General features: G+C 30.7%; 28 protein-coding genes and 1 riboswitch. Of the genes, 25 read left to right on the plus strand and 3 right to left on the minus strand.

Going from position 1 to position 23949, the window contains the following annotated elements:
- Window positions 1-157: 157 nt before the first annotated feature.
- Window positions 158-937 (plus strand): cytidylyltransferase domain-containing protein, encoded by a 780-nt coding sequence (locus tag BSD9I1_RS08110; protein ID WP_186429918.1) that lies wholly within the window; start codon window positions 158-160, stop codon window positions 935-937.
- A gap of 17 nt (window positions 938-954) precedes the next feature.
- On the opposite strand, the gene BSD9I1_RS08115 is transcribed toward BSD9I1_RS08110, so the two are convergent.
- Window positions 955-1092, minus strand: coding sequence for a hypothetical protein (locus BSD9I1_RS08115; RefSeq protein WP_186429919.1), 138 nt, complete (start codon window positions 1090-1092; stop codon window positions 955-957).
- 207 nt (window positions 1093-1299) lie between these two features.
- Between BSD9I1_RS08115 and BSD9I1_RS08120 the strand changes: the two genes are divergently transcribed.
- From BSD9I1_RS08120 to BSD9I1_RS08130, 3 genes are all read left to right on the plus strand, one after another.
- On the plus strand, window positions 1300-1968 hold the full coding sequence (locus BSD9I1_RS08120; protein WP_186429920.1) for an FHA domain-containing protein: 669 nt from the start codon (window positions 1300-1302) through the stop codon (window positions 1966-1968).
- 221 nt (window positions 1969-2189) lie between these two features.
- Window positions 2190-4262: a methyl-accepting chemotaxis protein gene (locus BSD9I1_RS08125; protein WP_186429921.1), complete on the plus strand. Its 2073-nt coding sequence runs from the start codon at window positions 2190-2192 to the stop codon at window positions 4260-4262.
- A 233-nt stretch (window positions 4263-4495) separates the two neighbouring features.
- Window positions 4496-4831: a hypothetical protein gene (locus BSD9I1_RS08130; RefSeq protein WP_186429922.1), complete on the plus strand. Its 336-nt coding sequence runs from the start codon at window positions 4496-4498 to the stop codon at window positions 4829-4831.
- An 88-nt stretch (window positions 4832-4919) separates the two neighbouring features.
- Here BSD9I1_RS08130 and greA read toward each other — a convergent pair whose 3' ends face one another.
- The gene (gene greA, locus BSD9I1_RS08135) at window positions 4920-5384 is read right to left on the minus strand and encodes a transcription elongation factor GreA (protein ID WP_035310829.1); all 465 of its coding nucleotides are present in this window, start codon (window positions 5382-5384) and stop codon (window positions 4920-4922) included.
- 265 nt (window positions 5385-5649) lie between these two features.
- Window positions 5650-5761: riboswitch (THF riboswitch) on the plus strand.
- A 53-nt stretch (window positions 5762-5814) separates the two neighbouring features.
- On the opposite strand from greA, the gene BSD9I1_RS08140 reads away from it, so the two are divergent.
- The 3 genes from BSD9I1_RS08140 (at window position 5815) to BSD9I1_RS08145 (ending at window position 8508) form a co-directional block, all read left to right on the plus strand.
- On the plus strand, window positions 5815-6330 hold the full coding sequence (locus BSD9I1_RS08140) for a folate family ECF transporter S component (protein WP_186429923.1): 516 nt from the start codon (window positions 5815-5817) through the stop codon (window positions 6328-6330).
- 67 nt (window positions 6331-6397) lie between these two features.
- On the plus strand, window positions 6398-6532 hold the full coding sequence (locus tag BSD9I1_RS19000) for a hypothetical protein (RefSeq protein ID WP_278281162.1): 135 nt from the start codon (window positions 6398-6400) through the stop codon (window positions 6530-6532).
- Between the two features lie 230 nt (window positions 6533-6762).
- Complete coding sequence (locus BSD9I1_RS08145) at window positions 6763-8508, plus strand: 5'-nucleotidase C-terminal domain-containing protein (protein ID WP_186429924.1); 1746 nt, start codon at window positions 6763-6765, stop codon at window positions 8506-8508.
- 46 nt (window positions 8509-8554) lie between these two features.
- Here BSD9I1_RS08145 and BSD9I1_RS08150 read toward each other — a convergent pair whose 3' ends face one another.
- Window positions 8555-9418, minus strand: a complete 864-nt coding sequence (locus BSD9I1_RS08150; protein ID WP_186429925.1) for a formate/nitrite transporter family protein — start codon at window positions 9416-9418, stop codon at window positions 8555-8557.
- Between the two features lie 279 nt (window positions 9419-9697).
- Between BSD9I1_RS08150 and BSD9I1_RS08155 the strand changes: the two genes are divergently transcribed.
- The 18 genes from BSD9I1_RS08155 to fliL all read left to right on the plus strand — a co-directional run bounded on the left by BSD9I1_RS08155 (window position 9698) and on the right by fliL (window position 23924).
- A complete protein-coding gene (locus BSD9I1_RS08155) occupies window positions 9698-10039 on the plus strand; it encodes a single-stranded DNA-binding protein (protein ID WP_035310835.1) in 342 nt (113 codons plus the stop codon).
- A gap of 75 nt (window positions 10040-10114) precedes the next feature.
- The gene (locus BSD9I1_RS08160) at window positions 10115-10780 is read left to right on the plus strand and encodes a TVP38/TMEM64 family protein (RefSeq protein WP_186429926.1); all 666 of its coding nucleotides are present in this window, start codon (window positions 10115-10117) and stop codon (window positions 10778-10780) included.
- A gap of 71 nt (window positions 10781-10851) precedes the next feature.
- Window positions 10852-11715, plus strand: coding sequence for a flagellin (locus BSD9I1_RS08165; protein WP_186429927.1), 864 nt, complete (start codon window positions 10852-10854; stop codon window positions 11713-11715).
- Window positions 11716-12134: 419 nt separating this feature from the next.
- A complete protein-coding gene (flgB, locus tag BSD9I1_RS08170) occupies window positions 12135-12536 on the plus strand; it encodes a flagellar basal body rod protein FlgB (protein ID WP_278281163.1) in 402 nt (133 codons plus the stop codon).
- 74 nt (window positions 12537-12610) lie between these two features.
- Entirely contained in the window at window positions 12611-13045 is a 435-nt protein-coding gene (gene flgC, locus BSD9I1_RS08175) for a flagellar basal body rod protein FlgC (RefSeq protein WP_242966471.1), read from the plus strand.
- A gap of 55 nt (window positions 13046-13100) precedes the next feature.
- A complete protein-coding gene (fliE, locus tag BSD9I1_RS08180; protein ID WP_373419352.1) occupies window positions 13101-13364 on the plus strand; it encodes a flagellar hook-basal body complex protein FliE in 264 nt (87 codons plus the stop codon).
- Between the two features lie 16 nt (window positions 13365-13380).
- A complete protein-coding gene (gene fliF / locus BSD9I1_RS08185) occupies window positions 13381-14946 on the plus strand; it encodes a flagellar basal-body MS-ring/collar protein FliF (protein ID WP_186429931.1) in 1566 nt (521 codons plus the stop codon).
- A 5-nt stretch (window positions 14947-14951) separates the two neighbouring features.
- On the plus strand, window positions 14952-15974 hold the full coding sequence (fliG, locus tag BSD9I1_RS08190) for a flagellar motor switch protein FliG (protein ID WP_186429932.1): 1023 nt from the start codon (window positions 14952-14954) through the stop codon (window positions 15972-15974).
- A complete protein-coding gene (locus BSD9I1_RS08195; RefSeq protein ID WP_186429933.1) occupies window positions 15958-16755 on the plus strand; it encodes a flagellar assembly protein FliH in 798 nt (265 codons plus the stop codon). The genes fliG and BSD9I1_RS08195 overlap by 17 nt, the downstream gene beginning before the upstream one ends.
- A 23-nt stretch (window positions 16756-16778) precedes the next feature.
- Complete coding sequence (gene fliI, locus BSD9I1_RS08200) at window positions 16779-18086, plus strand: flagellar protein export ATPase FliI (protein ID WP_186429934.1); 1308 nt, start codon at window positions 16779-16781, stop codon at window positions 18084-18086.
- 25 nt (window positions 18087-18111) lie between these two features.
- A complete protein-coding gene (gene fliJ / locus BSD9I1_RS08205) occupies window positions 18112-18549 on the plus strand; it encodes a flagellar export protein FliJ (RefSeq protein WP_186429935.1) in 438 nt (145 codons plus the stop codon).
- 5 nt (window positions 18550-18554) lie between these two features.
- The gene (locus tag BSD9I1_RS08210) at window positions 18555-19925 is read left to right on the plus strand and encodes a flagellar hook-length control protein FliK (RefSeq protein ID WP_186429936.1); all 1371 of its coding nucleotides are present in this window, start codon (window positions 18555-18557) and stop codon (window positions 19923-19925) included.
- A 12-nt stretch (window positions 19926-19937) separates the two neighbouring features.
- Window positions 19938-20468 (plus strand): flagellar hook capping FlgD N-terminal domain-containing protein, encoded by a 531-nt coding sequence (locus BSD9I1_RS08215; protein WP_186429937.1) that lies wholly within the window; start codon window positions 19938-19940, stop codon window positions 20466-20468.
- A 35-nt stretch (window positions 20469-20503) separates the two neighbouring features.
- The gene (locus BSD9I1_RS08220; protein WP_186429938.1) at window positions 20504-21508 is read left to right on the plus strand and encodes a flagellar hook-basal body complex protein; all 1005 of its coding nucleotides are present in this window, start codon (window positions 20504-20506) and stop codon (window positions 21506-21508) included.
- Window positions 21509-21630: 122 nt separating this feature from the next.
- Complete coding sequence (locus BSD9I1_RS08225; protein WP_186429939.1) at window positions 21631-21840, plus strand: flagellar FlbD family protein; 210 nt, start codon at window positions 21631-21633, stop codon at window positions 21838-21840.
- A complete protein-coding gene (locus BSD9I1_RS08230; protein ID WP_186429940.1) occupies window positions 21837-22664 on the plus strand; it encodes a motility protein A in 828 nt (275 codons plus the stop codon). Before BSD9I1_RS08225 ends, BSD9I1_RS08230 begins: the two co-directional genes overlap by 4 nt.
- Window positions 22657-23397: a flagellar motor protein MotB gene (locus BSD9I1_RS08235; RefSeq protein WP_186429941.1), complete on the plus strand. Its 741-nt coding sequence runs from the start codon at window positions 22657-22659 to the stop codon at window positions 23395-23397. Before BSD9I1_RS08230 ends, BSD9I1_RS08235 begins: the two co-directional genes overlap by 8 nt.
- Entirely contained in the window at window positions 23394-23924 is a 531-nt protein-coding gene (gene fliL / locus BSD9I1_RS08240) for a flagellar basal body-associated protein FliL (protein WP_186429942.1), read from the plus strand. Before BSD9I1_RS08235 ends, fliL begins: the two co-directional genes overlap by 4 nt.
- The last annotated feature ends 25 nt before the right edge of the window (window positions 23925-23949 follow it).

Genomic DNA, 23949 nt, shown 5'->3' on the forward strand with positions numbered 1-23949 from the left:
TGGTAATATTATCATTATTATCATAAATACTCATAGCAGTTACCTTAAAGTGAATTGAGAAAATTAGGTATGTTGACAGCATGCATGTTATATATTTAAAGTTTTTTTCATAAATTTTCTCCTTTAAGGTTATTCTAAATTTATAGAGGTGATTTTAATGAAGGTATTATGTATTGTTCAGCCAGAAACCGTTTGTAATGGTAATATGGAGCTTTTAACAAGGTCTATTTCTGGAAAGCCAGTTATAGTACATACCTTACAAAGGTTAATGAAGGCAAGACTTATAGATGAAGTTATTGTAGCAGCGTCTAATAATATTAAAGATTCCTCTTTGGTAAGTGCACTTCAGGAAACCGAGTTTCATGTATTTACAGGAAGCAAAGAAAATATGTTAAAAAGATTTAAGGAAGCTTCTGGTAGACATTTTGGGGACACAATAGTGAGAATAAAAGGGAATTGTCCTTTTATATCTCCTGATATTGTGGACAATGTTATATCTTATTTCAAAATGTATAATTATGACTATGTGCATTTAGATGTACCAAATTCCTTTCCAGAGGGCTTAGAAGTAGAAGTTTTTTCAAAAGAAGCATTAGACAAATGTCTGCAAAAGGTTATTAAGAGCTCAGGAATAAATACTATATCTATAAGGGAAGCTATGTATTCAAATGAGTGCTCTCCTTGTAAATACTATGAAGGAGTAACAAATTATATATTGAAACATCCTAAGGAATTTAAGATAGGAACAGTAAAAGGTGAAGAAACATACAATAGGAGATACAAGCTCTCTGTTGATACAAAGGAAGATTTTAAGCTTATAAGTAACATTTATAGGCATTTTGATACTGACTTTCCAAATGCTAAGGAAGTTATAAGATTCTTAGATGAGAATCCAGAAATTGCAGAGATAAATCAAAAGCAAAAAAGTCAGCCCTAGGCTGACTTAAATCATTATCACTTCTTATTATCATTTTGTTCATTTTCTGATGAATTTAAATTAGGTGAATTTTGTTCAATTTCATCCAATCTTTTTTCAATCAGTTCTATTTCCTTTCTGATTTCTTGAAGCAAATCATATATTTCTTTTTGCATAATAATCCTCCATTCATTTTATCTATACATATAGTTTACAAAATTAGAATTATTATTCAATATAGTATGTATAATCTTTTATGTATTGACTATTTTTCATTAAAGCTTTAAAATTTAGCTAAGAATTGAAATAAAAAAGTGGAAAGTCAAGGCTAGATTTTTCCATAAGTTAATGGATTTTCAGAGCAATAAGGGAGGAATACATTTATGACAATTGGAATTATACTTGTGCTTATAGGAATAGTAGGTATAGGCACTGTTGTAGGTTTTTTAGTACTTAGAAAATATGATGAGGATGATTTTATAGAAGACGATGATTTTGATGAAGATGATGATATGGAAGAAAATAAAAATGAAAATGAAAATGGTATGATACATAAAAAAGCCGAAGAAGAAGATGTTAAAGAAATAATAAATGAAGAAGATGCTAATATTGAAAAACGTACTCATAAGGACAGTAAAAGCAGTGAAGAAAATAATTTATTAGTTGAAAAACAAGCTACAGAATTTGATGTAAAAAGAGAAAAAAATTCAACTATAAGTGATGATACTATAATTTTAAGTAATTTTTATAACAATATAATTGCATTTTTAGTGCAGTTAAATGGAGTAAAAAGAGGAACCAATTATGAGATTAAGCCTGGAGAAAGTCATATAGGCAGAAGCGATGAAAATGATATAATACTTGAAGATATGTATGTAAGTGGGAATCATGCAATAATAAAGCAGCAAGAAGACAAGATGTATATATATGACTTGGGTTCAAAAAATGGAGTTTTTGTAAATGGAGAAAAAATAGAAGAGTCAAAGGAATTAAATAATAATGATACGATAATAATAGGGGAAACAAAATTAAGGTTTGTGGTAATACAATAAAAGTTATGTTAACTCTTAATAATTGTATTAGGAAGTCTGTAAATATAGACTTCCTAATTTTATGCATTTTTATATGCAATTTAAATAAAGTGTTAAAATGGATTGCAAATCTTTGAAAAAATTTTAAAGTTTTATTATAGCTTGTCGATAATTGATGATGTTGGTATAATGTTGCTGTGACAATATAATAAAACAAGTAATTTGCATAAGGGGAAGATGAGATGGAAAAGTTATCAAACAAAAAGAGAAAGCGCAGAAGTATAAAAAACAAGCTATTGCCACTTATAGTTATTGCTATGGTATTACCTCTTTTAATACTTAGTATATTGAATTATGGAATTTCAAATAAAGTTCTTTTAGATAGTTTTGAAGATAATTCAAAAGAAATGGCTCATCAAATGAATACTAATTTAAATGATATGTTTATGGAAATTGAGGCGACTATTAATTTTTTATCCATGGATGAGAATTTAAAAAATATAGTGATTTTAGAAGATAAAATGAGTAGCAAAGATGCAGCGAAAGAAGAAATAAAAGAAGAACTTGAAAAAACAAAGTATTTTTCAAGAAAATTATTGGATAACAAGATAAAGACGGGTAATGGTATATTTTCTCTATATATAGGAGCTAAAAATAAAACATTTTTTGCAAATTCTACTAATAAGGCAGGGGATATGGCAGGGTATGATCCTACACAGAGACCTTGGTACAAAAAAGCAATGGAAAACCCAGATAAGGTGGTATATATAGATCCGTATGTAAGTCCAAGCACAGGAAAGCTTATGTTTACTATGGCAAAGACTTTAAAAAGTAATAACGGAGAAATACTTGGAGTAGTAGGTACAGATATTACTCTTGATAATTTTGCAACAAAATATAAAGATGTTAGTATGGGTGATACTGGAGTGCTATTTGTTATGAGTCCCGATGGTATAGTACTTTCCCATCCTGATGAAAAATTAATTGGTCAAAGTGTTAAAGATCAAGAAGTTTTTAAAGTAATTAATTCTGAAAAAGAAGGTTTTAAAGAATATACATTTGAAGGGAAACATAAATATACATCATTTATAACTAATGATAAAACTTCATGGAAGATTGCATTAAGCTTTAATACAAATGAGACCGCAAATGAGCTAAATACTATAAACAAAACTAATATACTAATTGCCATATTGAGCTCAATAATGGGAATAATATTTGCATTATATATATCTAGGATGATAACTAAGCCTTTAAAAGTATTAGAAGATGGAATAAATAAAGCAGCTTCAGGAGATTTAACAGAGGACATAAATATAAAATCTAAGGATGAGTTTGGCAATATAGGAAATGCTTTCAATCAAATGACGGCTAGTTTAAAGTCGCTTATAGGGGAGATAGTTTCATCAGCTAAAATAGTATCAGAAAATTCTATGTCTCTAAGAGATATGTCGGCTCAAACTTCTAGTGCCACAACAGAAGTTGCGTCTACTATAGGGGAAATAGCAAAAACTGCTACATCACAAGCTGTACAAACTCAAAGAGGTATGGAAAAATCAGAACAGCTTTCAGAAAGTATTGATGAAATTTCAAAAGCAATACACACTGTAAAGGAAGTTTATGATAATGTTACAAAATTAAATTCAAATGGTATGAAAGAAATAGAGGATTTAACAAGTAAAACTGCCCTTGTAAATTCTGAGACAGAAAGGCTTAATGAGGTTATAGTAGCTATGGATACAAGTTCTCAAAAGATAGGAGAAATAATAGAAACTATTAAATCTATAGCAGATCAAACTAATCTTTTAGCGTTAAATGCATCAATTGAGGCAGCTCGTGCAGGAGAAGCGGGACGTGGTTTTTCTGTGGTAGCAGAGGAAATTAGAAAGCTTTCAGAAAGTACAGCATATTCAACAGAAGAAATAAATAAGCTTATTATTGACATACAAAAAAGATCCTCCAATGCCGTAACTTCTATAAGTGCTACAAAGGATACGCTTGGAAAGCAAATTGGTGCAGTAAATGGAACCCGTGAAGTATTTGGAGAAATGTACAAGTCCATAGTTGAGGTTTCTAACTATATGAAGCATATAGAAGCATTAAATAAAACTATGATTATTAATAAAGAAGATATAGTAGAAGCTATAACAGAGATATCAGGTGCTTCTGAAGAGACCTCAGCCTCCACAGAAGAGGTTTCTGCAAGTGCAGAAGAAATACTTGCTATTATAGAAGACCTGTCAGCAAGTACAAATAAGTTGTCAGAGCTAGCTGAAAATCTTTTACAAGAGGTACACAGTTTTAAGGTGGAATAGATAATTCCTAATAAATCACTGAAAATAAGGACGAGATAGTGCAAGACATTTTAAATGATAGGTTATTTTTTAAAATGTTTTGCACTTTTTCATTTTGTGGTGCATTAAGGAAAAATATTAGGAAATACGTCATATAATATAGTATGATTATATTACATTGGATTTTCAACGTGAAAATAAAGTTTAAGTTAGGCATTATAAAAAATTTGGATAGTACATAAAGGGGTGGAATAATGGGAGCGGATAAAATGGTTGTTTCTAAAGATATACTCATAAAGATAAAGTCAAGAGCTCAAACTATTAAATCATTATGTAAGGACAAGGTGTTAGTTAAAGAAGCAGATGAAATATTAGATTTAATAAGCAAAGAACTAAATAAAGACACGGAAACCGTGCTAGAAAAAATCGAAAAAAAAATGAAAGAAACTAGGAATGTAAATCCGGACTTAAATGCAAATTTATATATACTTCGTAGAAATCTCATGAAGAATAAAATAACTGAGGAAGATGCTTTAGCGTTATATACAATGTACTTAGAATCCGAGGTTTTCGACAAGAAAATTTACTAAGTAAATAAAAATAGGTACTAAAAATTAAAGCTTTATATAGTCTTTAATCTTTAGTACCTAATCTATGCTATTTTTCTAATAATATGTATTAAAGCACCTTTATAACTTCAACTTCGTAGTCTCCATCAGGGGAAATTACTTTAGCCTTTTTACCTGTAGTGAGCTTATATAAAGTTTTTCCTAAAGGAGAATCTATACTTATTTTCATATTTCTTGGGTCAGCTTCTACAGAACTTACTAATGTTACTTCTTCCTCTTCATCCATATCGTAAAATTTAACTATTGCAGTTTTGTTGATGTCAAATATGTTTGCATCATTAGAACTTTCTACTATTACTGCATTTCTTAATTGATTTTCCAGCTCAAGTATTCTAGTTTCATTCATAGATTGATCATCCTTTGCAGCAGAATAATCCGCATTTTCACTTAGATCTCCTTGAGAACGAGCATATTTTAATGCTTCCTTAATTTCAACTCTTTTAACGGTTTTTAAATATTCCAATTCTGACTCTATCTTTTTTTTAGCTGTTTCAGTTAAAATAATTTTATCCATAAACAAATTCACCTTCCTAGTAATTTATTATTGACAGTCAATAAAATTTTAAACAATGTATGAAAATCCTTTAGTATTTTCCCATAATGCCATTTTATCATCAATATATTACTATAATCAACAAATATATAATATTTTAATATATTCAACTATGAATATTTAACAATTAAGAATTTGTTTGAAAAATCAAAATAAATGCAAAAAATTCCCGAAATTTATCTTGTTATGTAATAAATTATTGTATATAATGTAAGTAGATTTGCTTGTTAGAGTAGGCGATTGCGCGTAAAGTGCTAGATGGACAGGAAGTTGCCACTAGACGAAGAGATTTTAATGTTATTTAAAATTTCGCGATGCAGTTACCGCATTCCGCTAACATTTTTTAGCGTCACTTTCTCTATTGGCAAATACTATGAAGGGAGGCGCCATTATGAAAAATACAAGAAAAATGGTATTTTTAGGTCTATTTATTTCATTACAGGTCATACTTACAAGATTTTTAGGAATTGAAGCGCCAATTATTCGAGTAAGCTTTGGATTTTTGCCGCTAGCTTTATGTGGTATGTTATTTGGTCCTTTGTATGGAGGAATATGTGGAGCGATAGCCGATATTTTAGGTATGTTAATATTTCCTAAAGGAGCGTATTTTCCGGGTTTTACATTAAGCACGGCTTTATCAGGAGTGGTATATGGAATATTTCTATATAAAAGACCTAAATCTATGATTAATATAATTTTAGCTGTGTTAATCATAACGATTTTTATAAATTTGGGACTTAATACTATATGGCTTTCTATGATTACCGGTAAAGCAGTATATGCTATAATAGTTCCTAGAATAATAAAAAATCTTATAGAAATTCCGGTAAAAGTGCCACTTATATACATGTGCTGGAAAGCAATTGGACATTATATGGACAAATCCTTCCGTAATGTGGCAGTTTAAATTAAGTATAAATTTATGTTCTGCATGGCAAAATATAATCAAATACATGTAGAAAGGAAGGATATCTATGAGACCTTTTAGAGGAGATAAACATCAAAAGGGTGGCAAAAATGATGGTGTAAAGCCTGTAGATAGAGCAAGAAAAAGGAATGAAAAGAATCCTCCAACTTATGAAACCTTTGATGGAGAAAAGATATATTAATATAATACAATAATAAAAAAGTAAAAGTTTAAAATATAATCTAGGAAGTTTGCTTGCAAACTTCCTATTTTTTATAGAATTATTTAATTACCGATAAATAAAAAATTATTAATATTTGTAACTAATTATTATTATGATTATAGAGAATAATACTTGGATGAAAGTAATATATTTCAAATGTAGAATATGTTATAAGGTTGAATAAGTTGTATTAAAAAGGGGGATGGGAAATGACTTATCATTTTCAACGTAAAAAAACTATTTCATTACTTCTATCAATATTTATGGTTTTATGTATGATTTTTTCAGGAAATGCATTTGCGGCTTCAGAAGATATTAAGACTATAAATATATTGTCCGTTAACGACTATCATGGACAGGTTTTAGAAGGGAAAAAGGAACCTGGAATATCAAAATTTACCAAGGCTATAAAGGATTTTAAGTACAACAATAAAAACACTATAGTAGTTGCAGCTGGAGATCTTTATCAAGGCTCCGCCATATCTAATTTGAATGAAGGTGCTCCAATAAATGAAATGATGAATAATTTAGAAGTGATAGCTTCAGCCATAGGTAACCATGAATTTGACTGGGGAATAGATAAAATTGAAAAATGGTCTAAAGAAGGAAATTTTGAATGGTTAGCTTCAAATATATACGATAAAAATACATTTAAGCCTGTAGCTTTTGCAAAACCATATAAAATTGTAGAAGTAGATGGTGTGAAAATAGGTTTTATAGGACTTTCAACTCCAGAAACTACCTATAAAACAAAGGCAGCTTATATAAAAGATTTAGAGTTTAAAGATCCTATTAGCTCAGCTAAGGAATGGGCTCAAAAGCTTAAGAGTGGAGAATTAGAAGAAGGAAAAGCGGATATAGTTATAGCTCTTACCCACCTAGGCGCTTTTCAAAATAAGGATAGTAAAGTTATAACAGGAGAGGCAGCAGATTTTGCTAAAGCAAGTACTTACGTAGATGCTGTAATAGCAGCACATACACATCAAACTGTTTCGGGAAAAGTAGAACAAATTCCTGTTGTTTCAGCTTATTATAATGGAAGGGCTTATGGAAGACTAGAAATAAAATATAATTTAAATACTAAAAAAGCAGAAATAACACCATATGCTGTTGATTTAATAGCTTCACTAAGTGAATTAAAGGAAGATGCAGAAGCTAAAGCTATAGTTGAAAAATATGAAAAGTTATCAGGACCAAAGCTTAATGAAATATTAGCTGTTACAGACAAGGATTTAGCTCATGATAAATTAAGTGGCCCTTCGATACTTGGGGAATGGATATGCGAGGTTATGGCGAAGGTTACTAATTCTCAAATAGGTATAACTAATGGAGGAGGAATAAGAACTTCATTAAACAAAGGAAATATAACTATGGGCAATTTATATGAAGTTATGCCATTCGATAATACATTATTTACTATGGAACTTACAGGAGCAGATATAAAGAAAGTTATCGAAAATGGTATAGGAAATGACAAGATTGGTTGGGTTCAGGTTTCAGGATTAAAGATAAAATATGACTTGGATAGGGCATTTGGAAATAGAATAACTGAAATGAATCTTATGAATGGAACAAAGCTGGATATGAGCAAATATTATAAGGTAGTAACTAATGACTTTATGGCTTCTAATGGAGATGAATATGATTTTTCAAAGGGCAAAAATAAGTTGGATACAAATATCCCGGTAAGAGATGCATTAGTAAATGAATTAAAGGCTTGTAAAGAACTTTCATTAGTTAAAAAGAATTATCTGCAGCAAGGGAAAAAGATAGAAGGTCCAACTATACCGGTAATACCACAAAAATCAGTTATATATACTGTGAAATTAGGAGATACATTATACTCTATAGGATCAAAATACAATGTTGATTATAAGGAAATAGGAGAAATTAATAATATAAAAAATTTCAATTTAATTTTTGTTGGACAAAAACTTGTTATTCCTCAAAATTAAATTAATAAAGGAACTTGAATAATGTATTCAAGTTCCTTTATTGCTTTTATCCTAAATTTCTAGAAGATGAACTTACGACATAGGTGTTACTCTTAGATTGAGTGTATACTACCCAGTATAAGAATCCAACAAGGATGGAGCCGCCGACTATATTTCCAACTGTCACCCAAAATAAATTGTGAAATATATTTGAAATATTTATGGCCGAAATAGCTGAAGATTTAAGCCCTGAAGCTCCTATATAAGCAATGTTTCCTTTAGATAATAACCCGACAAATAAATAATACATATTAGCCACACAGTGTTCAAAACCACCCACTATAAAAGCCATTATAGGAAACCATATGATGAAGATTTTTCCTATTATATCTTTAGCAGCATAAGCTCCCCATACTGCCAAACTTACCATGAAGTTACAAAGTATTCCGCTGGATAATGCCTTCATAGCAGTTAGTGAGCTTTTAGTATAAGCAATCTTTAGTGCATAGCCTCCTAGCTTTCCCCCGTTCATATCAAAGGATCCACTAAGAAGAAGCAAAAGTACTATTAAGAGAGCGCCTAAAAAATTTCCTAAGTATACTATAATCCAATTTTTAGCCATAGCTTTTAAACTAATTTTGTTTTCAAGTATACCAGTAATCATAAGGGAGTTTCCTGTAAAAAGTTCTCCGCCGCATATTATAACTAGTATAAGGCCAACGGGGAAAACAGCTCCTGCCATAAATTTGGAAAGTGAAACATTCGATATACTGTGAGAAGCTACTGCAGCAGCAAAGCCTCCCATAGCTATAAATGCACCTGCAAGTATTCCGAGTATAAGAGTTTTAATAAATGTAGAGTTTGCTTTTCCTGTAGCTGTAGTTATTGCTTCAGGGCATAATTCCGACCATTTTAACATCTGTTTGTCCATAACATATCCCCCTGTTAATTTTGTAGTTAATAGCAAACGCTATAAAAATATAATAATTTACCATTAAGTTAATTATTATATTTTTATTATACTGTAAAAGCATCTATAAATCGTCTACATAAATTCAGTCTTATTTAGAAATTTTCAAAAATTCGATATATTGCTGCAGTATCTATAGTTTTTATTATATGGTTAAGGTGTTTATAATCTTCAACAAAGGTGATTAATACATAATAATTTGGGTATAATCAATAAAAAATAAATATAGAAGGTGAAGAAATGAATAAAGTTCTGTTAATAGGAAGGCTGGCTAAGGACTGCGAATTAAGATATGTAGGAGAAGATAAAACAGCGGTTTTAAATTTTACATTAGCTGTACAAAAGCCTTTTTTAAACAAAGATGGAGAAAAAGATGCGGATTTTATTCCAATAGTGTATTGGAAAAAAGCAAGTGAAGCATTAGCGCCTTATCTTAAAAAGGGAAAGGTTATAAGTGTCATGGGAAGAATAAATATTAGAGCTTATACTAAAGAAAATGGTGAAAAGAAATATTCTGCTCAAGTAGTGGCAGAACAAATACAATTTGTAGATTTATTCAAACATAAAGAAAAAGCAGAATAAATATATTGACCATTATTATATGTCCCTATAATATAAGAATGTAGAACAAAAATATATTATAGGGAGATATAAATTATGATATATAAAAAGCGCGTTAATTGTAAATTTGCAATTAAAATTGTAGTAATTTGCATGTTAATCATTCAATTGTATTTTATAATAAAATATAGGACAACTCTTCTAGGGATAAATAAGGAATGCCTAGAAAATTTTATAAGAAATCAAGGTACTTTATCGAAATTTATATTTGTGATTGTATTTGCGTTAAAACCACTTGTAATAGTTATACCTGCTATGCTTATGACTATAGTAGGAGGGAGTTTATTCGGACCACTGCAGGGATTATTATTAAGCTTAATTGGATTTTTTTTATCAGGAACGCTAGCTTTTTTTCTTGCAAGACTTTTGGGTGAATCTTTTGTAGATAAGATAGTTAAAGGAAAAGGCATGAAAATGGATAAAGTAATAAATAAAAATGGAGTTTTCATCATAGCGCTTATAAGATTTATACCTGTATTTCATTACGATATAGTAAGCTATACCTTAGGACTCACGAAAATAAAATATAAAGATTATATTTTAGGATCTATATTAGGTGTAGCTATAGAAACTGCAGCTTATGCATATCTAGGAGAAAATATATTTAAACCTCATTCTCCTGAATTCATAATATCTATATTAGTAATAATTATTTTAGGAGTTTTAGGTTGGTTTTTGGCGAAAAAAAGATCTTTTAAATAAAGTAATATGTTTTAATTCCGATAAATAAAGTGTTGATTTTTATTTATAATTTGATTTTGGAGTGATAATTTATGAGATTAATGCAAAATATGTCTTCACAAAGAATATATAGGCAATATCAAAAGTCTTTGGTAAATCAAAGTAAAGCATTAAAGCATATATCTTCTGGAGAAAAGTTCACAAAGGCTGGGGAAGCGCCAAATGAAATAGCTAAAAGTGAAAGAATGAGACTTCAAATAAGAGGACTTCAAATGGCTCAAAAAAATGCACAAGATGGAATAAGTATGATGCAAACCGCCGATGGAGCATTAGATTCTATGACTAATACTATGCAAAGAGTAAGAGAGCTTTTGGTCCAAGCAGGGAATGGAGCAAATAATACTGAAGATAAAGAAACTATACTAAATGAAGTAAAACAAATGATAGCTGGATATGATGATATAGCAAAAAATAGTGAGTTTAATGGTGTATCTCTATTTGATCCACAAGATGGTGCGAATAGTGTGAAAATGCAAATAGGAGCTAATGCCTATGAAAATGTAAAAATAGAGTTTTATGATTTAAGAGCAGAAGATTTAAAGGATTTAGAAACTGGAGACAGCTTGAATTTAAATCTTATAATTGAGTCAGTAAAAGATAATGATTTAGGTAGTGCTATTGATCAAATGGATTCAGTGATAAAAAACTTAAGCAATGTTAGAAGTAAATATGGATCATTAGCTAATAAATTTGAAGATTGTTTTGAAGGTTTAGGAGAATTTGAAATAGCAACTCAGACTGCAGAAAGTTCCATTAGAGATGCAGATATAGCAGAAGAAATGATGGAATTTACTAAAAACAATATACTAATAGAGTCGGGTAATGCGATGATGGTTCAATCTAATAAATTGCCACAGGAAATACTAAGAATACTAGAAAATGTAAGAAGTAGATAAGAGATATAGGCAATCAGTATAGATATAAAAGCTGATTGCCTATTATTTTTTTGTTAAATTAAATAAAATTTAATTTAATAAAAAATAAAATGTGTTTAAAATTAGATGAAAAATAGTAAAAAATGTAGTATAATTGCATAGTATAGGAAAAAAATGTTTTAAATTGTTAATTTAATAACAGTATTTAACAAGATATAATACACTAAATTTGTATCATAATAGCACCATTTACATTAATTTTACTAAAAAACTTTCCAACTATTAAAAAAAGTTAAAAAAGTTTATAATTTATTTAAATATTTTAAAAAAAGTAAATATTAATACTATACAAAAGCTTGTTTTTATTGTAAAATTGAAGCGTATTTTGAATTTAATGTAATAATATTAGAAAAATATAGAAAAAAATGGGAGTTGATAATTTGAGAATTTCTAATCTTTCGCAAGATCAATTTACATATGAAATTATAAAAAAAGGGCTAGACGCTTCTTCTGAAAGAAGTAAGGTTATAGCTAATAATATTTCAAATATAAATACAGCAAATTATAAGAGAAGATATGTAAGTTTTGAGGAAACTTTAACACAAAATGAAAAAGAATTAAATTTAAAAATTTCTAATGAAAGGCATTTTAATGATGGTGCTTCTTTTGGAGAAATTACTGTAAAGGAAGATAAGACAAGCAGTATGAGGGATGATGGCAATAATGTTAATTTAGATTTGGAAAAGGTTAATCAAGCTGCAAATACTCTTATGTACAATGCAATGATTGCTCAGCTGAATAATAGAATTTCACAAAAGAGGATTGTTATTAGTGGGAAATGATGATTAATAGTATACGTATCATTAATGAAATTAATAAATAATAAATATTTAAAATAATGACAACGAGGTGAAATATTGTGAAAGCGTTTAATAATTTAAGAATAAGTGCCAGTGGACTATCAGCTGAAAGGTTGAGAATGGATACCATTGCGTCTAATATAGCAAATGCTTCAACTACAAGAGGGAAAGATGGAGAGCCTTATAGAAGAAAAATTGCATTATTTCAGGAAAACTTAACAAGAGAGATGGATAAATCTACTGGGAAAGAAAAGGAGAGACTTTTAGGTGTAAAGGCAGTAAAGGTAGCTGAAGATCCAACGGAGCTTAGAAGAGTATATGATCCAACTCATCCTGATGCAGATGAAAGTGGATATGTATTGATGCCAAATGTTAATATATTAAACGAGATGGCTGATATGATAGCTGCAACTAGAGCCTATGAAGCTAATGTAGATGCAATAAATTCGCAAAAATCAATGTTTTCTAAAGCATTAGAAATAGGAAGGTAGGTGAAAAATATTGAAAATAAATGAATTTACTCCATTAAGTTCTATGTTTGAAGATATGAAAATATATGGAGGAGTGGAAAATAAATCAAATGAAAAAGAGAGTGATTTTTTCTCAGTTCTTCAAGATAAGTTAGATGCTGTAAATGAAAAACAAATAACATCAGAAAATACAACAAGTGCTTTTATAAGCGGAGAAGAAGTAGATGTACATAAGGTCATGTTAGATGCGGAAGAAGCTAAGCTATCTTTAGAGTTGGCGGTACAGATGAGAAATAAGATAGTTGAAGCATACCAAGAAATTAATAGAATGCAATTATAGTAAGGAGTGCTAGTGAATGAACAAGCTATCCCAATGGATTAGCAACCTAAGGACAAAATTATTTGAATTGAGCACAAAAAAGAAGATAGCTTATGGAATTATTTTAGTAAGTATTATTGGAGTTTTAATATATGGTGTTATTTCAGTAAGTTCTACTAAATATGCTGTTCTTTTTCAAAATGTAGATTCTGACGATGCAGGAGCAATTTATACTAAACTTAAAGAAAAAAAAGAGGATTTTAAAGTAGAAGGCAATACTATATTAGTTCCTACAGATAAGGTTGATTCCTTAAGAATGGAAGTGTTAGCTGAAGTGCCTATGACTAATGGAAGTCAAGGATTTGAGCTTTTAGATAAAAGTAAATTTGGAAGCACAGATGCAGAAATGAAAATAAACTATCAAAGGGCACTTCAAGGAGAAATTGAAAGGACTATAAAAGCCTTTCCTGAAATAGAAAATGCCAGAGTGCATCTAGTACTTCCTGAAGATAGTGTTTTTGTTAAGGATTCTGCACCAGCAAAAGCGTCGATTACATTGAAAATGAAATCTGGCAAAAGGCTTACAAATGATCAAGTAAAGGCTATAGTTTCTTTGACATCTGGTAGCGTGAAAAATTTGCCAAAAGAAAATGTTGAAATAAATGATACAAAAGGCAGCTTAACGCAAAACTTTTTTGAAGATAGTGAATTTGAAGCATCTTCTTCAGCGGAAAAACAGCAGGTATTGGAAAAGGATTATGAAAAAAAGCTTGAAAACAAAGTTACTGATATGCTTTCGGCTGTCTATGGGAAAGATAAGGTAAGGGTTATTGTAAATGCTGACCTAAATTTTGATGCTCAAGAAACTGATAAAATAACTTATGACCCTAAGAATGTAGTGGTAAGTGAGAAAAATTCAAAAACCACTGAAAAGGGTTCAGAAGGTGAAGTGACAGGAAGTCCTGTAGATGACAATATGAATAATGAAATTGAGACTAATGCTGATGGCAGCGTAACAACTCATGAGGAAAACACTAAAAATTATCAAATATCTGAAAGTAAGGAAAAGATAATAAAAGCACCAGGAGATGTTAATAGACTTACAGTTTCTGTAATTCTAGATGGCACTATGGATAATGCTACAAGAGCATCTGTTAGCAATAGTGTTATGTCAGCTGTAGGATACAATCAAGCTAGAGGAGACAGTATCAGCGTAGAAGGATTAGCCTTTGATAAAGAGTCAGAAAATAAGATTAAAGATGATTTAGAAGCAATGGAAAAGGAACAAGAAAGAGCAGCTCTTATGAAGAAATATGGATTAATAGGAATTGGAGTAATTTTATTATTAACATTAGTAATAGGAATGATTTTAAGAAGAAGAAGCCATAAAAAAGAAGAAGAGGAAATTTTACAGATAGATCATATAGATACTATTATAGATGATGAAGTTGAACTCGAACAAAAACCTAAATTTAAACCTATAGAATTGGAAACAGAAACTGAAATTAGTCATACAGAAAATGAAATAAGAAAATATGCTATAGATAAACCAGATCAAGTTTCAGAAATAATAAAATCTTGGTTGGCAGAAGATGAGAGGTGATTTAAATGTATAACGGGGTAGATGGCGAAAAATTGACTGGAGTACAAAAGGCAGCAATACTTTTTATAACTTTAGGACCAGAGGCTTCTGCTGGAATTATAAAGAAACTTCCTGAATCAGAAATACAAAAGATTACCTATGAGATTGCTAATATTAGTGCGGTAAAATCAGAACAAAAGCAAAGCATATTTGAAGAGTTTATTCAAATGAATAAAGCAAAGGATTATCTTGTAGAAGGAGGCTTAGATTACGCTAAAACCCTTCTATCTAAGGCATTAGGAAGCCAAAGAGCAATAGAAATATTAGATAAGGTAACAGAGGCTACTCAGCAGTTTAGACCATTTGCTATTGCCAGAAAAGCAGATGCAAATCAGCTTTTAAATATTATATCTAATGAACATCCTCAAACTATAGCTCTTATACTTTGCCATCTTCAGTCAGATAAGGCAGGACAAATTTTATCTGAGTTATCTGAAGAAGTACAGGGAGACGTAGCTTATAGAATTGCAACTATGAATAATACTTCTCCTATGGTATTAAAGGAAATAGAAAAGGTACTAGATAGTAAATTATCTTCAGTAGTAAAATCTGAAATGAAAGCTATGGGTGGGGTTCCAACTATAGTTGATATATTAAATCAAGTAGATAGAACTACAGAAAAGAATATAACAGAGGCTCTAGAAAGAGAAAATCCTGAACTTGCAGAAAAGGTTAAGTCATCTATGTTTGTATTTGAAGATATTATTACATTAGATGATGTATCAATACAAAGAGTATTAAGAGAAGTAGAGACAAAAGAACTTTCACTGGCACTCAAGGGAGCTTCAGAGGAAGTAGCCAATGCTATATTTAAAAATCAATCTAAAAGAGCTGCTGCTTCATTGAAAGAAGACATGGAATTCTTAGGGCCAGTAAGACTTATGGATGTTGAAAAGGCACAGCAAAAAATTGTTGGAATAATAAGAAGACTTGACGAGGCTGGAGAAATAGTAATTGCAAGAGGTGGAGAAGATGCAATCATCGTATAAAGTAATAAAAGGAGACAGCTTAGTTAATCAAGGTAAAAGAGAAATAATAACTGAATATATTCCTAAAGTTTATAAGGGATTCGCTGAAGAAAGTTATGTTAAAGATAGAAGTGAAGGAGTTTACACTAAAGGTATAGTTGAAAGTTATGAAGCTTTAAGTAATTCCATATTAAAGCAGGCTAGGGCTAAAAGGGAAGATATATTAATTCAAACTTATAAAGAAGCAGATATAATAAGAAATGAAGCATACAACGAAGCATATATGAAAGGATATGAAGAAGGAAAAAATAAGGGATACAGTGATGCATACGAAGAAGGATATGAAAAAAATATCAAAGAAGCAAAAGCAGAAAGGGAAGCACTATTAAAGGAAGCACAAAATACTTCAAGTAAAATTGTAGAAAGTGCTAAGGCTGAATATTTAAGATATCTTGATGAAAAAAAAGATGAAATGGTGAGGACTATTAAAAATATAGTAGAAGCTGTATTTAAAAGAGAAATTAAAGAAGAAGATAGTTTGAATGATATGGTATTGGATGTTTTACAGTTAGCTAAGGGAGCTAAATCGGTAATAATAAGATGTAATCCTATATATGAGCAGGAGTTAAAAAAAGCCATAGATATTTGGAAAACTCGTGAGGTATTTAAAGGAGAAATATTTATCATACTAGACGAGACAATATCTGAAGGGAATTTATTAATAGAAAAAGATAATGGTAAAATACTCATAAGTACAGAGAAGGCCTTAGAAAAAATAGAGGAAATACTTCTTTCGGAATAATGGAGTAAATAAGAGGGTACAGTATGGAAGCATTAAAGTTTCAGCTTATAAATAAAAGAATTAAAGAAACTAACTTTTATCATATAGAGGGCATTGTTAAAAAAGTAATAGGGCTTACTATTGAAGCAGAAGGAATAAAATCTTTTGTTGGTGAAGTTTGTATTATATACAATGAAAGGAATAATCCTATAGATTGTGAAGTTGTTGGTTTTAAGGAAAAAGATGTGATACTAATGCCGCTTGGAGAACTTATAGGTATATCACCTGGTTGTAGAGTAGTGCCGACTGGAAAACCTTTAAGCGTAAAATGTTCTGAAGAACTATTTGGGAAAGTTTTGGATGGATTAGGAAGACCACTAGAAGGTGAAGAAGTAAGGTGTGGGGTTTACTATCCCCTAGATACAGCACCTCCAGATCCTATGAAGAGAAAAAGAATAAAGGATATAATTCCAACAGGAGTTAGAGCCATAGATGGTTTTATAACCTGTGGTGAAGGGCAGAGAATAGGAATATTTGCAGGAAGTGGTGTTGGAAAAAGTACAACCTTAGGGATGATAGCAAAATATGCTGAAGCAGATGTAAATGTTATATGCCTTATTGGTGAAAGAGGAAGGGAAGTTTTAGATTTTATAGAACGAGATTTAGGACCTGAGGGTATGAAAAAAAGCATAGTAATATGTGCAACTTCTGATAGACCAGCTCTGGTGAGAATTAAGGGAGCATTTACAGCAACAGCTATAGCAGAATACTTTAGAGATAAGGGGAAAAAAGTAATTTTAATGATGGATTCTGTAACTAGATTTGCAATGGCTCAAAGAGAAGTTGGACTTGCTATAGGTGAACCTCCAGCAACTAAAGGCTATACTCCTTCAGTGTTTGCAATGCTTCCAAGGCTTATGGAAAGGTCAGGAATGTCTGATAAAGGTTCTATAACAGCATTTTACACAGTACTTGTAGATGGGGATGATTTTAATGAGCCTATTGCTGATGCAGTAAGAGGTATATTGGATGGACATATAGTACTTTCTCGTGCGTTAGCAGCTAAAAATCATTATCCCGCCATAGATGTACTAAATAGTATTAGTAGACTTATGAGTGAAATTGCAGAAGAAGAGCACAAAAAGGTTGCAGCAATTTCAAGGGATCTTATGGCAACTCATAAGGAATCTGAAGACTTAATAAACATAGGTGCTTATGTTAAGGGAAGTAACAATAAGGTAGATATGGCTATACACTACATTGATAGTATAAATAAATTTCTTACACAAAGCGTAGAGGAACACACATCGTTCAATGATACTATAAATTGGCTTAAATCAATGTTTAAATGATTGACAATTGAGAAGAGGGAGTTATATGGAAAACTATAAATTTAGGCTTCAAAAACTTTTAAACATAAGAATGGATAAAGAAGATGAATCAAAGAGAAAATTTAAAGAAGTTCAAAAAGAAAAGATAGAAGTTGAAAATAAATTAATTTATCTTCAGGAAAATTACAAGAAGTACTCCTGCTTATGTGATAATCAAAGTATAGTAGAGCAAAAAATAAAATACCGATATTTATCAGCATTAAATGTAGGAATAAATCAAACTTCAAGGGAACTTGAAAATAAGGAAAAGCTTTTAAATAATGCACGCCAAGAATTGAAGCAAAAGCAAATAGAGAGAAAAACTGTAGAAATATTGAAAGAAAAAGGATATGAAACGTTTATAAAAGAACAAAATTTAATTGAACAAAAGACTAATGATGAATTTGCACTTTATGCTCACATAAGAGCTATGCGAGGGAGGTAAAGTAATTGAATGTAGCATTAGGAGAAATTACACCTAATTTTAATGTAAAAAATATAGAAACTCCTAAAAAGTCAGAAGATACTAAATTTAAGGATGACTTTTCTAAAACTTTAGAAAATAAGTGTAAGTTGTCCTCTAAGGAAATTAAAAGAGATAATTTGCAAGAAACAAGAAGTAAAAGTGAAGGCAAAGAAATAGATAACAATTCTAGTTTGGACATGAATAACATAAAAGATAAACTAAAGGAAGTAGGAATAAGTGAAGAAAAGCTAAATAATATAAACTCAATTGAAGATTTAGAACAACTTATAAAAGATGATATATTAAGTGCACAGGAAAGTAATGTTTTACCAAATGAAGCTATTTCAATAATGGGAGTTTTAATATTAAATTCCTTAAATAACATTACTTCTAAAGACGAAGTAAGTCAATTAAAGGAAGTAATAATGTCCAATGTGAGACTTTTAATTGATAATGTTAATTTAGATGATAGCTACTTCAAGAATAAACTTAATTCATTATTAGAAAATATTGATGCAAATATTTTAGATAATAAGTTACATATTGGTTTGCCAGAATCTTTTAAACAAAATTTACAGGAAGAACTTGCTTCACTTGTAAAAGAAGCTAAAGAAAGTTTAAATAAATCTTCAAATAAAACTGGAGTTATATTTGAAGAGCATGAAGTAAGTTTAAATAAAGATACTAATGTAGTATCTAATAATATTAAACAAGATAAAGGAACTAATGTAATATCTAACAATATTAAACACGATAAAGATAGTTTTTTAAGTTTAAAAGATAACAAGCTCTCACAAGAAGAAAATATACTTAAAAATTTATCTAAGGACTCTTCCAAAGATAACAAAATTGAAAATGCAGTTAATTTCATCAATCATTTAAAGACAACTGTAGAAAATGTACAAGTCCCAGCAGAAGAAAATATAGTTATAAATAAAGATACTTTTGTAAATGACATACTAAAAACAGTGAAATATATAGAAATAAACAATCTTAAGGATTTAACTGTGAAAATTAATCCTAAAGAACTAGGAGAAATAATAATCAAAGTAACTGTAGAAGGAGGCGTAATGAAGGCAACCATTAATGCACAAAATAAGGAAGCCTTCAATTTATTAAACGCTCATCTTTCAGAGTTAAATGATAAATTGCAACAAAATAATATACGTATTGAAAGTCTTAACATAAATATATACGAAGATACAACTTTTTTTAGGGGACAATCTCAACATGAAAATAGTGGGAAACAGCAAGAGAAAAAAAATAAATCATCTACTACAGAAATTCAAGGACTTGATATGGATGAAATAATGATACCAAACGAAGAACTAAATAATGTAAATTTGTTTGCTTAAGGAGGTGAAAGAATGGCAGAAACTACAGGCGTTAATACTCAAAATCAAGCATATTCATCCACTAAAACAAATAGAGGTACTAAGATAGTAAAAGCTGGAGGAGAATTAAGTAAAGATGCTTTCTTACAAATACTCGCAGCAGAACTTACTAATCAAGACCCATTGTCAGGTGGGAAAGATGGAACTGAGTATGTAGCTCAAATGGCTCAATTTGCTAATTTAGAGCAGATGACAAATATGAATACTTCCATGAATTTTTCTGGAGCATCAGGTTTAATTGGTAAAACTGTAATGATTGATTCCTTAAATGATAAGGGACAATATCATGTAGGTACAGTTACTGGAGTATCCAAAGATGGAAGTGTAGTAAGAGTAAATGTTAATGTTGGTAAGATAAAACTTGAAGATGGTACAGAAGTAGATGATATAAGACAATTTATGTATAGCTCTATTATAGAAGTTGTGGAAACACCAAAGAGTTCTCAAGATAACGTAGAAACACCAGATGATTCCAAAGAGGAAAATGAAGATAAAAGTGTTTAACATATAAAGATATTTTAAATTGGAGGTTATATGAAATGATACGTGCAATGTATTCAGGTATAAGTGGGCTTAGAGCAAATCAAACTAAGTTAGATGTAATAGGTAATAATATAGCTAATGTAGGTACTACAGCTTTTAAAAATCAAAGGATAAGATTTCAAGATATGTTAAGTCAAAATGTTAGGGAAGCAACAGGGCCAGGTAGAAATATTGGGGGAACTAATCCAAGCCAAGTAGGGTTAGGCGTGCAGGTTGCTGGAATTGACACAACAATGACTCAAGGTAATATGCAGCCTACAGGAGGAATGCTTGATGTAGCTATAGATGGAGAAGGATTTTTTATAGTAGGTAAGGGAGACGTAGAAGGGAAAATTACTATTGACACTAGTGACGAAAAATATATGACGATTAAAAGCGCGACGGATATGGAAACAATGTTCAGCCGTGATGGAGCTTTTAAGTTAGACTACAATGGTAACTTAATAAATTCTGACGGCTTGAGAGTATTAGGATATGCTTTTGAAGGATACGAGGTAGAAGATGGCAAAGTAAAAATGGCCTATGTGGATGCAGAAGATAAGGATTTAAAACCTGAGAATGAGGAGGAGCTAGTACCTTTAGCTATACCAGATGAAATTGAGGGTGAAGATGGAGAAATGAAAAGAGTAAAGAGCTTTTCCATTGACAAAAATGGACTTATAAAGGCCGTTTTAAGTGATAATACAGTGACAGCAGTTGGTCAAATTGCTATGGCGTCCTTTAAAAATCCTGAGGGTATGACTAAGGCAGGCAAAAATATATGGCAAAACTCAGCAAACTCTGGTCCTGCAGTTATTAGAACACCAGTTGGAACAGCTAAAGAGGATGCAAATGATGAAGGGTATGGAGACTTGGCACAAGGAATGCTTGAAATGTCCAATGTAGACTTGGCAGAACAGTTTTCAGAAATGATAGTTGCTTCTCGTGCTTTTCAGGCTAATGGAAAGATAATAACAACTAGTGATGAAATACTTCAGGAGTTAGTTAATCTTAAGAGATAGTTTTAATTGGCAATTTTGTTATTAATATTAATCAAGTGTATAGAAATTTCCTTATTGATGAAATTTTTATACACTTGATTAAAACTTATAATTAAAACTATAGTGACAAGGAGGTCAAAGTAATGATTGAAGTTACGGGATTAGATCGAAAAAAATTTATACTTAATGCAGAGCATATAGAAAAAATGGAGTCTGTGCCTGAAAGCCTCATTACTTTAGTTAATGGAAAAAGGTATTTAGTACGAGAATCTTTAGATGAGATTTTAGAGAGAGTTCTAATATACAAAAGGAGAATATTTTCCATGAACTCACAGGAGGCTGCTAAGAAATGAAAAGAAGGGATATATTAACAGCAATAGGTATAACGTTAGGTTTTGGAATGATGCTATGGGGTATGGCCATGGTAAGTATTACAGAATATAGTATTGGACAGCTTAAACTTTTCTGGGATATATCTTCTGTGATAATAACTATAGGTGGGTCATTTTGTGCCTTGCTAATAGCTTACCCATTTAATACATTTAAGAAATTATTTAAAATAATAATTCAGGCTTTTAGAGAAAGTGAAAAATCTGCACCAGATATAATAGGTGAATTTGTATCTCTTTCAAGAAAAGCAAGAAGGGGAGGACTTCTTTCTTTAGAAGATGAAATAAGCTCTATAGAGGAGGATTTTTTAAAGAAGGGACTCCAGATGGTAGTAGATGGTATTGAGCCAGAAACCATAAGGGAAATAATGGATTTAGAAATTTCTGAAATGGAAAGACGTCATAAAGAAGGAATAGAGATGCTAAGGACTTGGGGAGGATATGCGCCAGCATTTGGTATGGCAGGTACACTTATAGGACTTATACAAATGCTTGCCAATCTTTCGGATTCAAGTCAAATAGCATCAGGTATGGCAAAGGCACTTATAACTACATTTTATGGTTCATTAATGGCATACCTTATATTTAATCCTATGGCAGCAAATTTATCACTGAAAAGTGAACAAGAGGTTGTTATAAGAGATATGATGTTAGAAGGAATACTTTCTATTCAATCAGGTGTAAATCCAAGGATAGTTGAAGAAAAGCTTATGGCTTATTTGTCACCTGAAGAGAGAAAGAATTATGCAGTATCTGTAAAAGCAGAAGGGGTGGCTGAAAATGGCTAGAAGAAAAAGAAGGGGTAGCGATGCAGGAGGAGCAAATAATGAATGGCTTGCAACTTATTCGGATACAGTAACCTTGCTTTTAACCTTTTTCGTTTTACTATATTCTTTTTCCAGTGTAGATGCTCAAAAATTTAAACAAATAGCCTCTGCATTTCAAAGTGTTTTATCTGGAGATAGTGGACAGACAATATTTGATTTTAACATGAAAAATGGAGATGTGCCTTTGGTAGGGGAAACGGTGGATTTAGGGTCTGATACTGGCGGAAGAGAAAATGAGCTTTATGATAAAGTCAGAGATTTTGTTGAACAAAACAAACTTCAAAATACTGTGAGCGTAAAATCAGATAGACGCGGAGTGCTATTAGAGTTAAAAGATAATGTGTTTTTTGAAACTGGACAAGGGGAAATAAAGCCTTCTAGTTTACCAATACTTGATAAATTAAACAAGATAATATTAAATTTACCTAATGAAATAGTGGTAGAAGGGCACACAGATAATGTGCCTATAAGCAATTATAAATATAACTCCAATTGGGAGCTATCAACAGCTAGAGCGGTAAATGTGGTAAGATACTTTGTTGAAACCAAGAAACATACTCCTTCTAGATTTACTGCAGCAGGATATGGAGAATATAAACCTTTATATTCTAATGATACAGAAGAACATAAAGCAAAAAATAGAAGAGTAAATATAGTAATTGTAGCATCAGAAAAGGAGAATGGTAGTAAATGAGTGAAAAGACAGCTAAAGAAGGAAAAGGAAAAAAAACTTTCAAAACTATAATAATTATAATTATCGTAGTTTTAGCTATATCTGGAGGAGCTTTTGGAGGATATATGCTAGTCAATAAAAATAATAGTCAGGCAAGTGGGGGTAATACTCAAGTAGTAAATAACAATCTATCTACACAAGCACCTTCAACACAAATAATTGCAAATGGGACAATGCAACCTGTAATAAGTGAGTTCACATTTGAACTTGGCGAATTTTTAGTAAATCTTTCAGATGAGGGAGAGAAAAGGTTTGTAAAAGCAAATATTTATATAGGGCACAGCAATAAAAAGCTTGCAAAGGAACTTGAAGGTAAGACACCAATGCTTAGAGATGCAATTAATAGTGTACTAAGAGCTAAAAAAGCAAAGGATTTTACTCCTAAAGGAACAGAAGATATAAAGCTTGAAATATTAAATAGAATAAATCCAATGTTTAAAGAAGGCAGATGTGAAAGTATTTATTTTAATGAAATATTAGTTCAGTAAAACTAAAGAATAAAGGTAAGGTATA

Source organism: Clostridium sp. BSD9I1 (assembly GCF_900185645.1).
Lineage (GTDB): Bacteria > Bacillota > Clostridia > Clostridiales > Clostridiaceae > Clostridium_AK.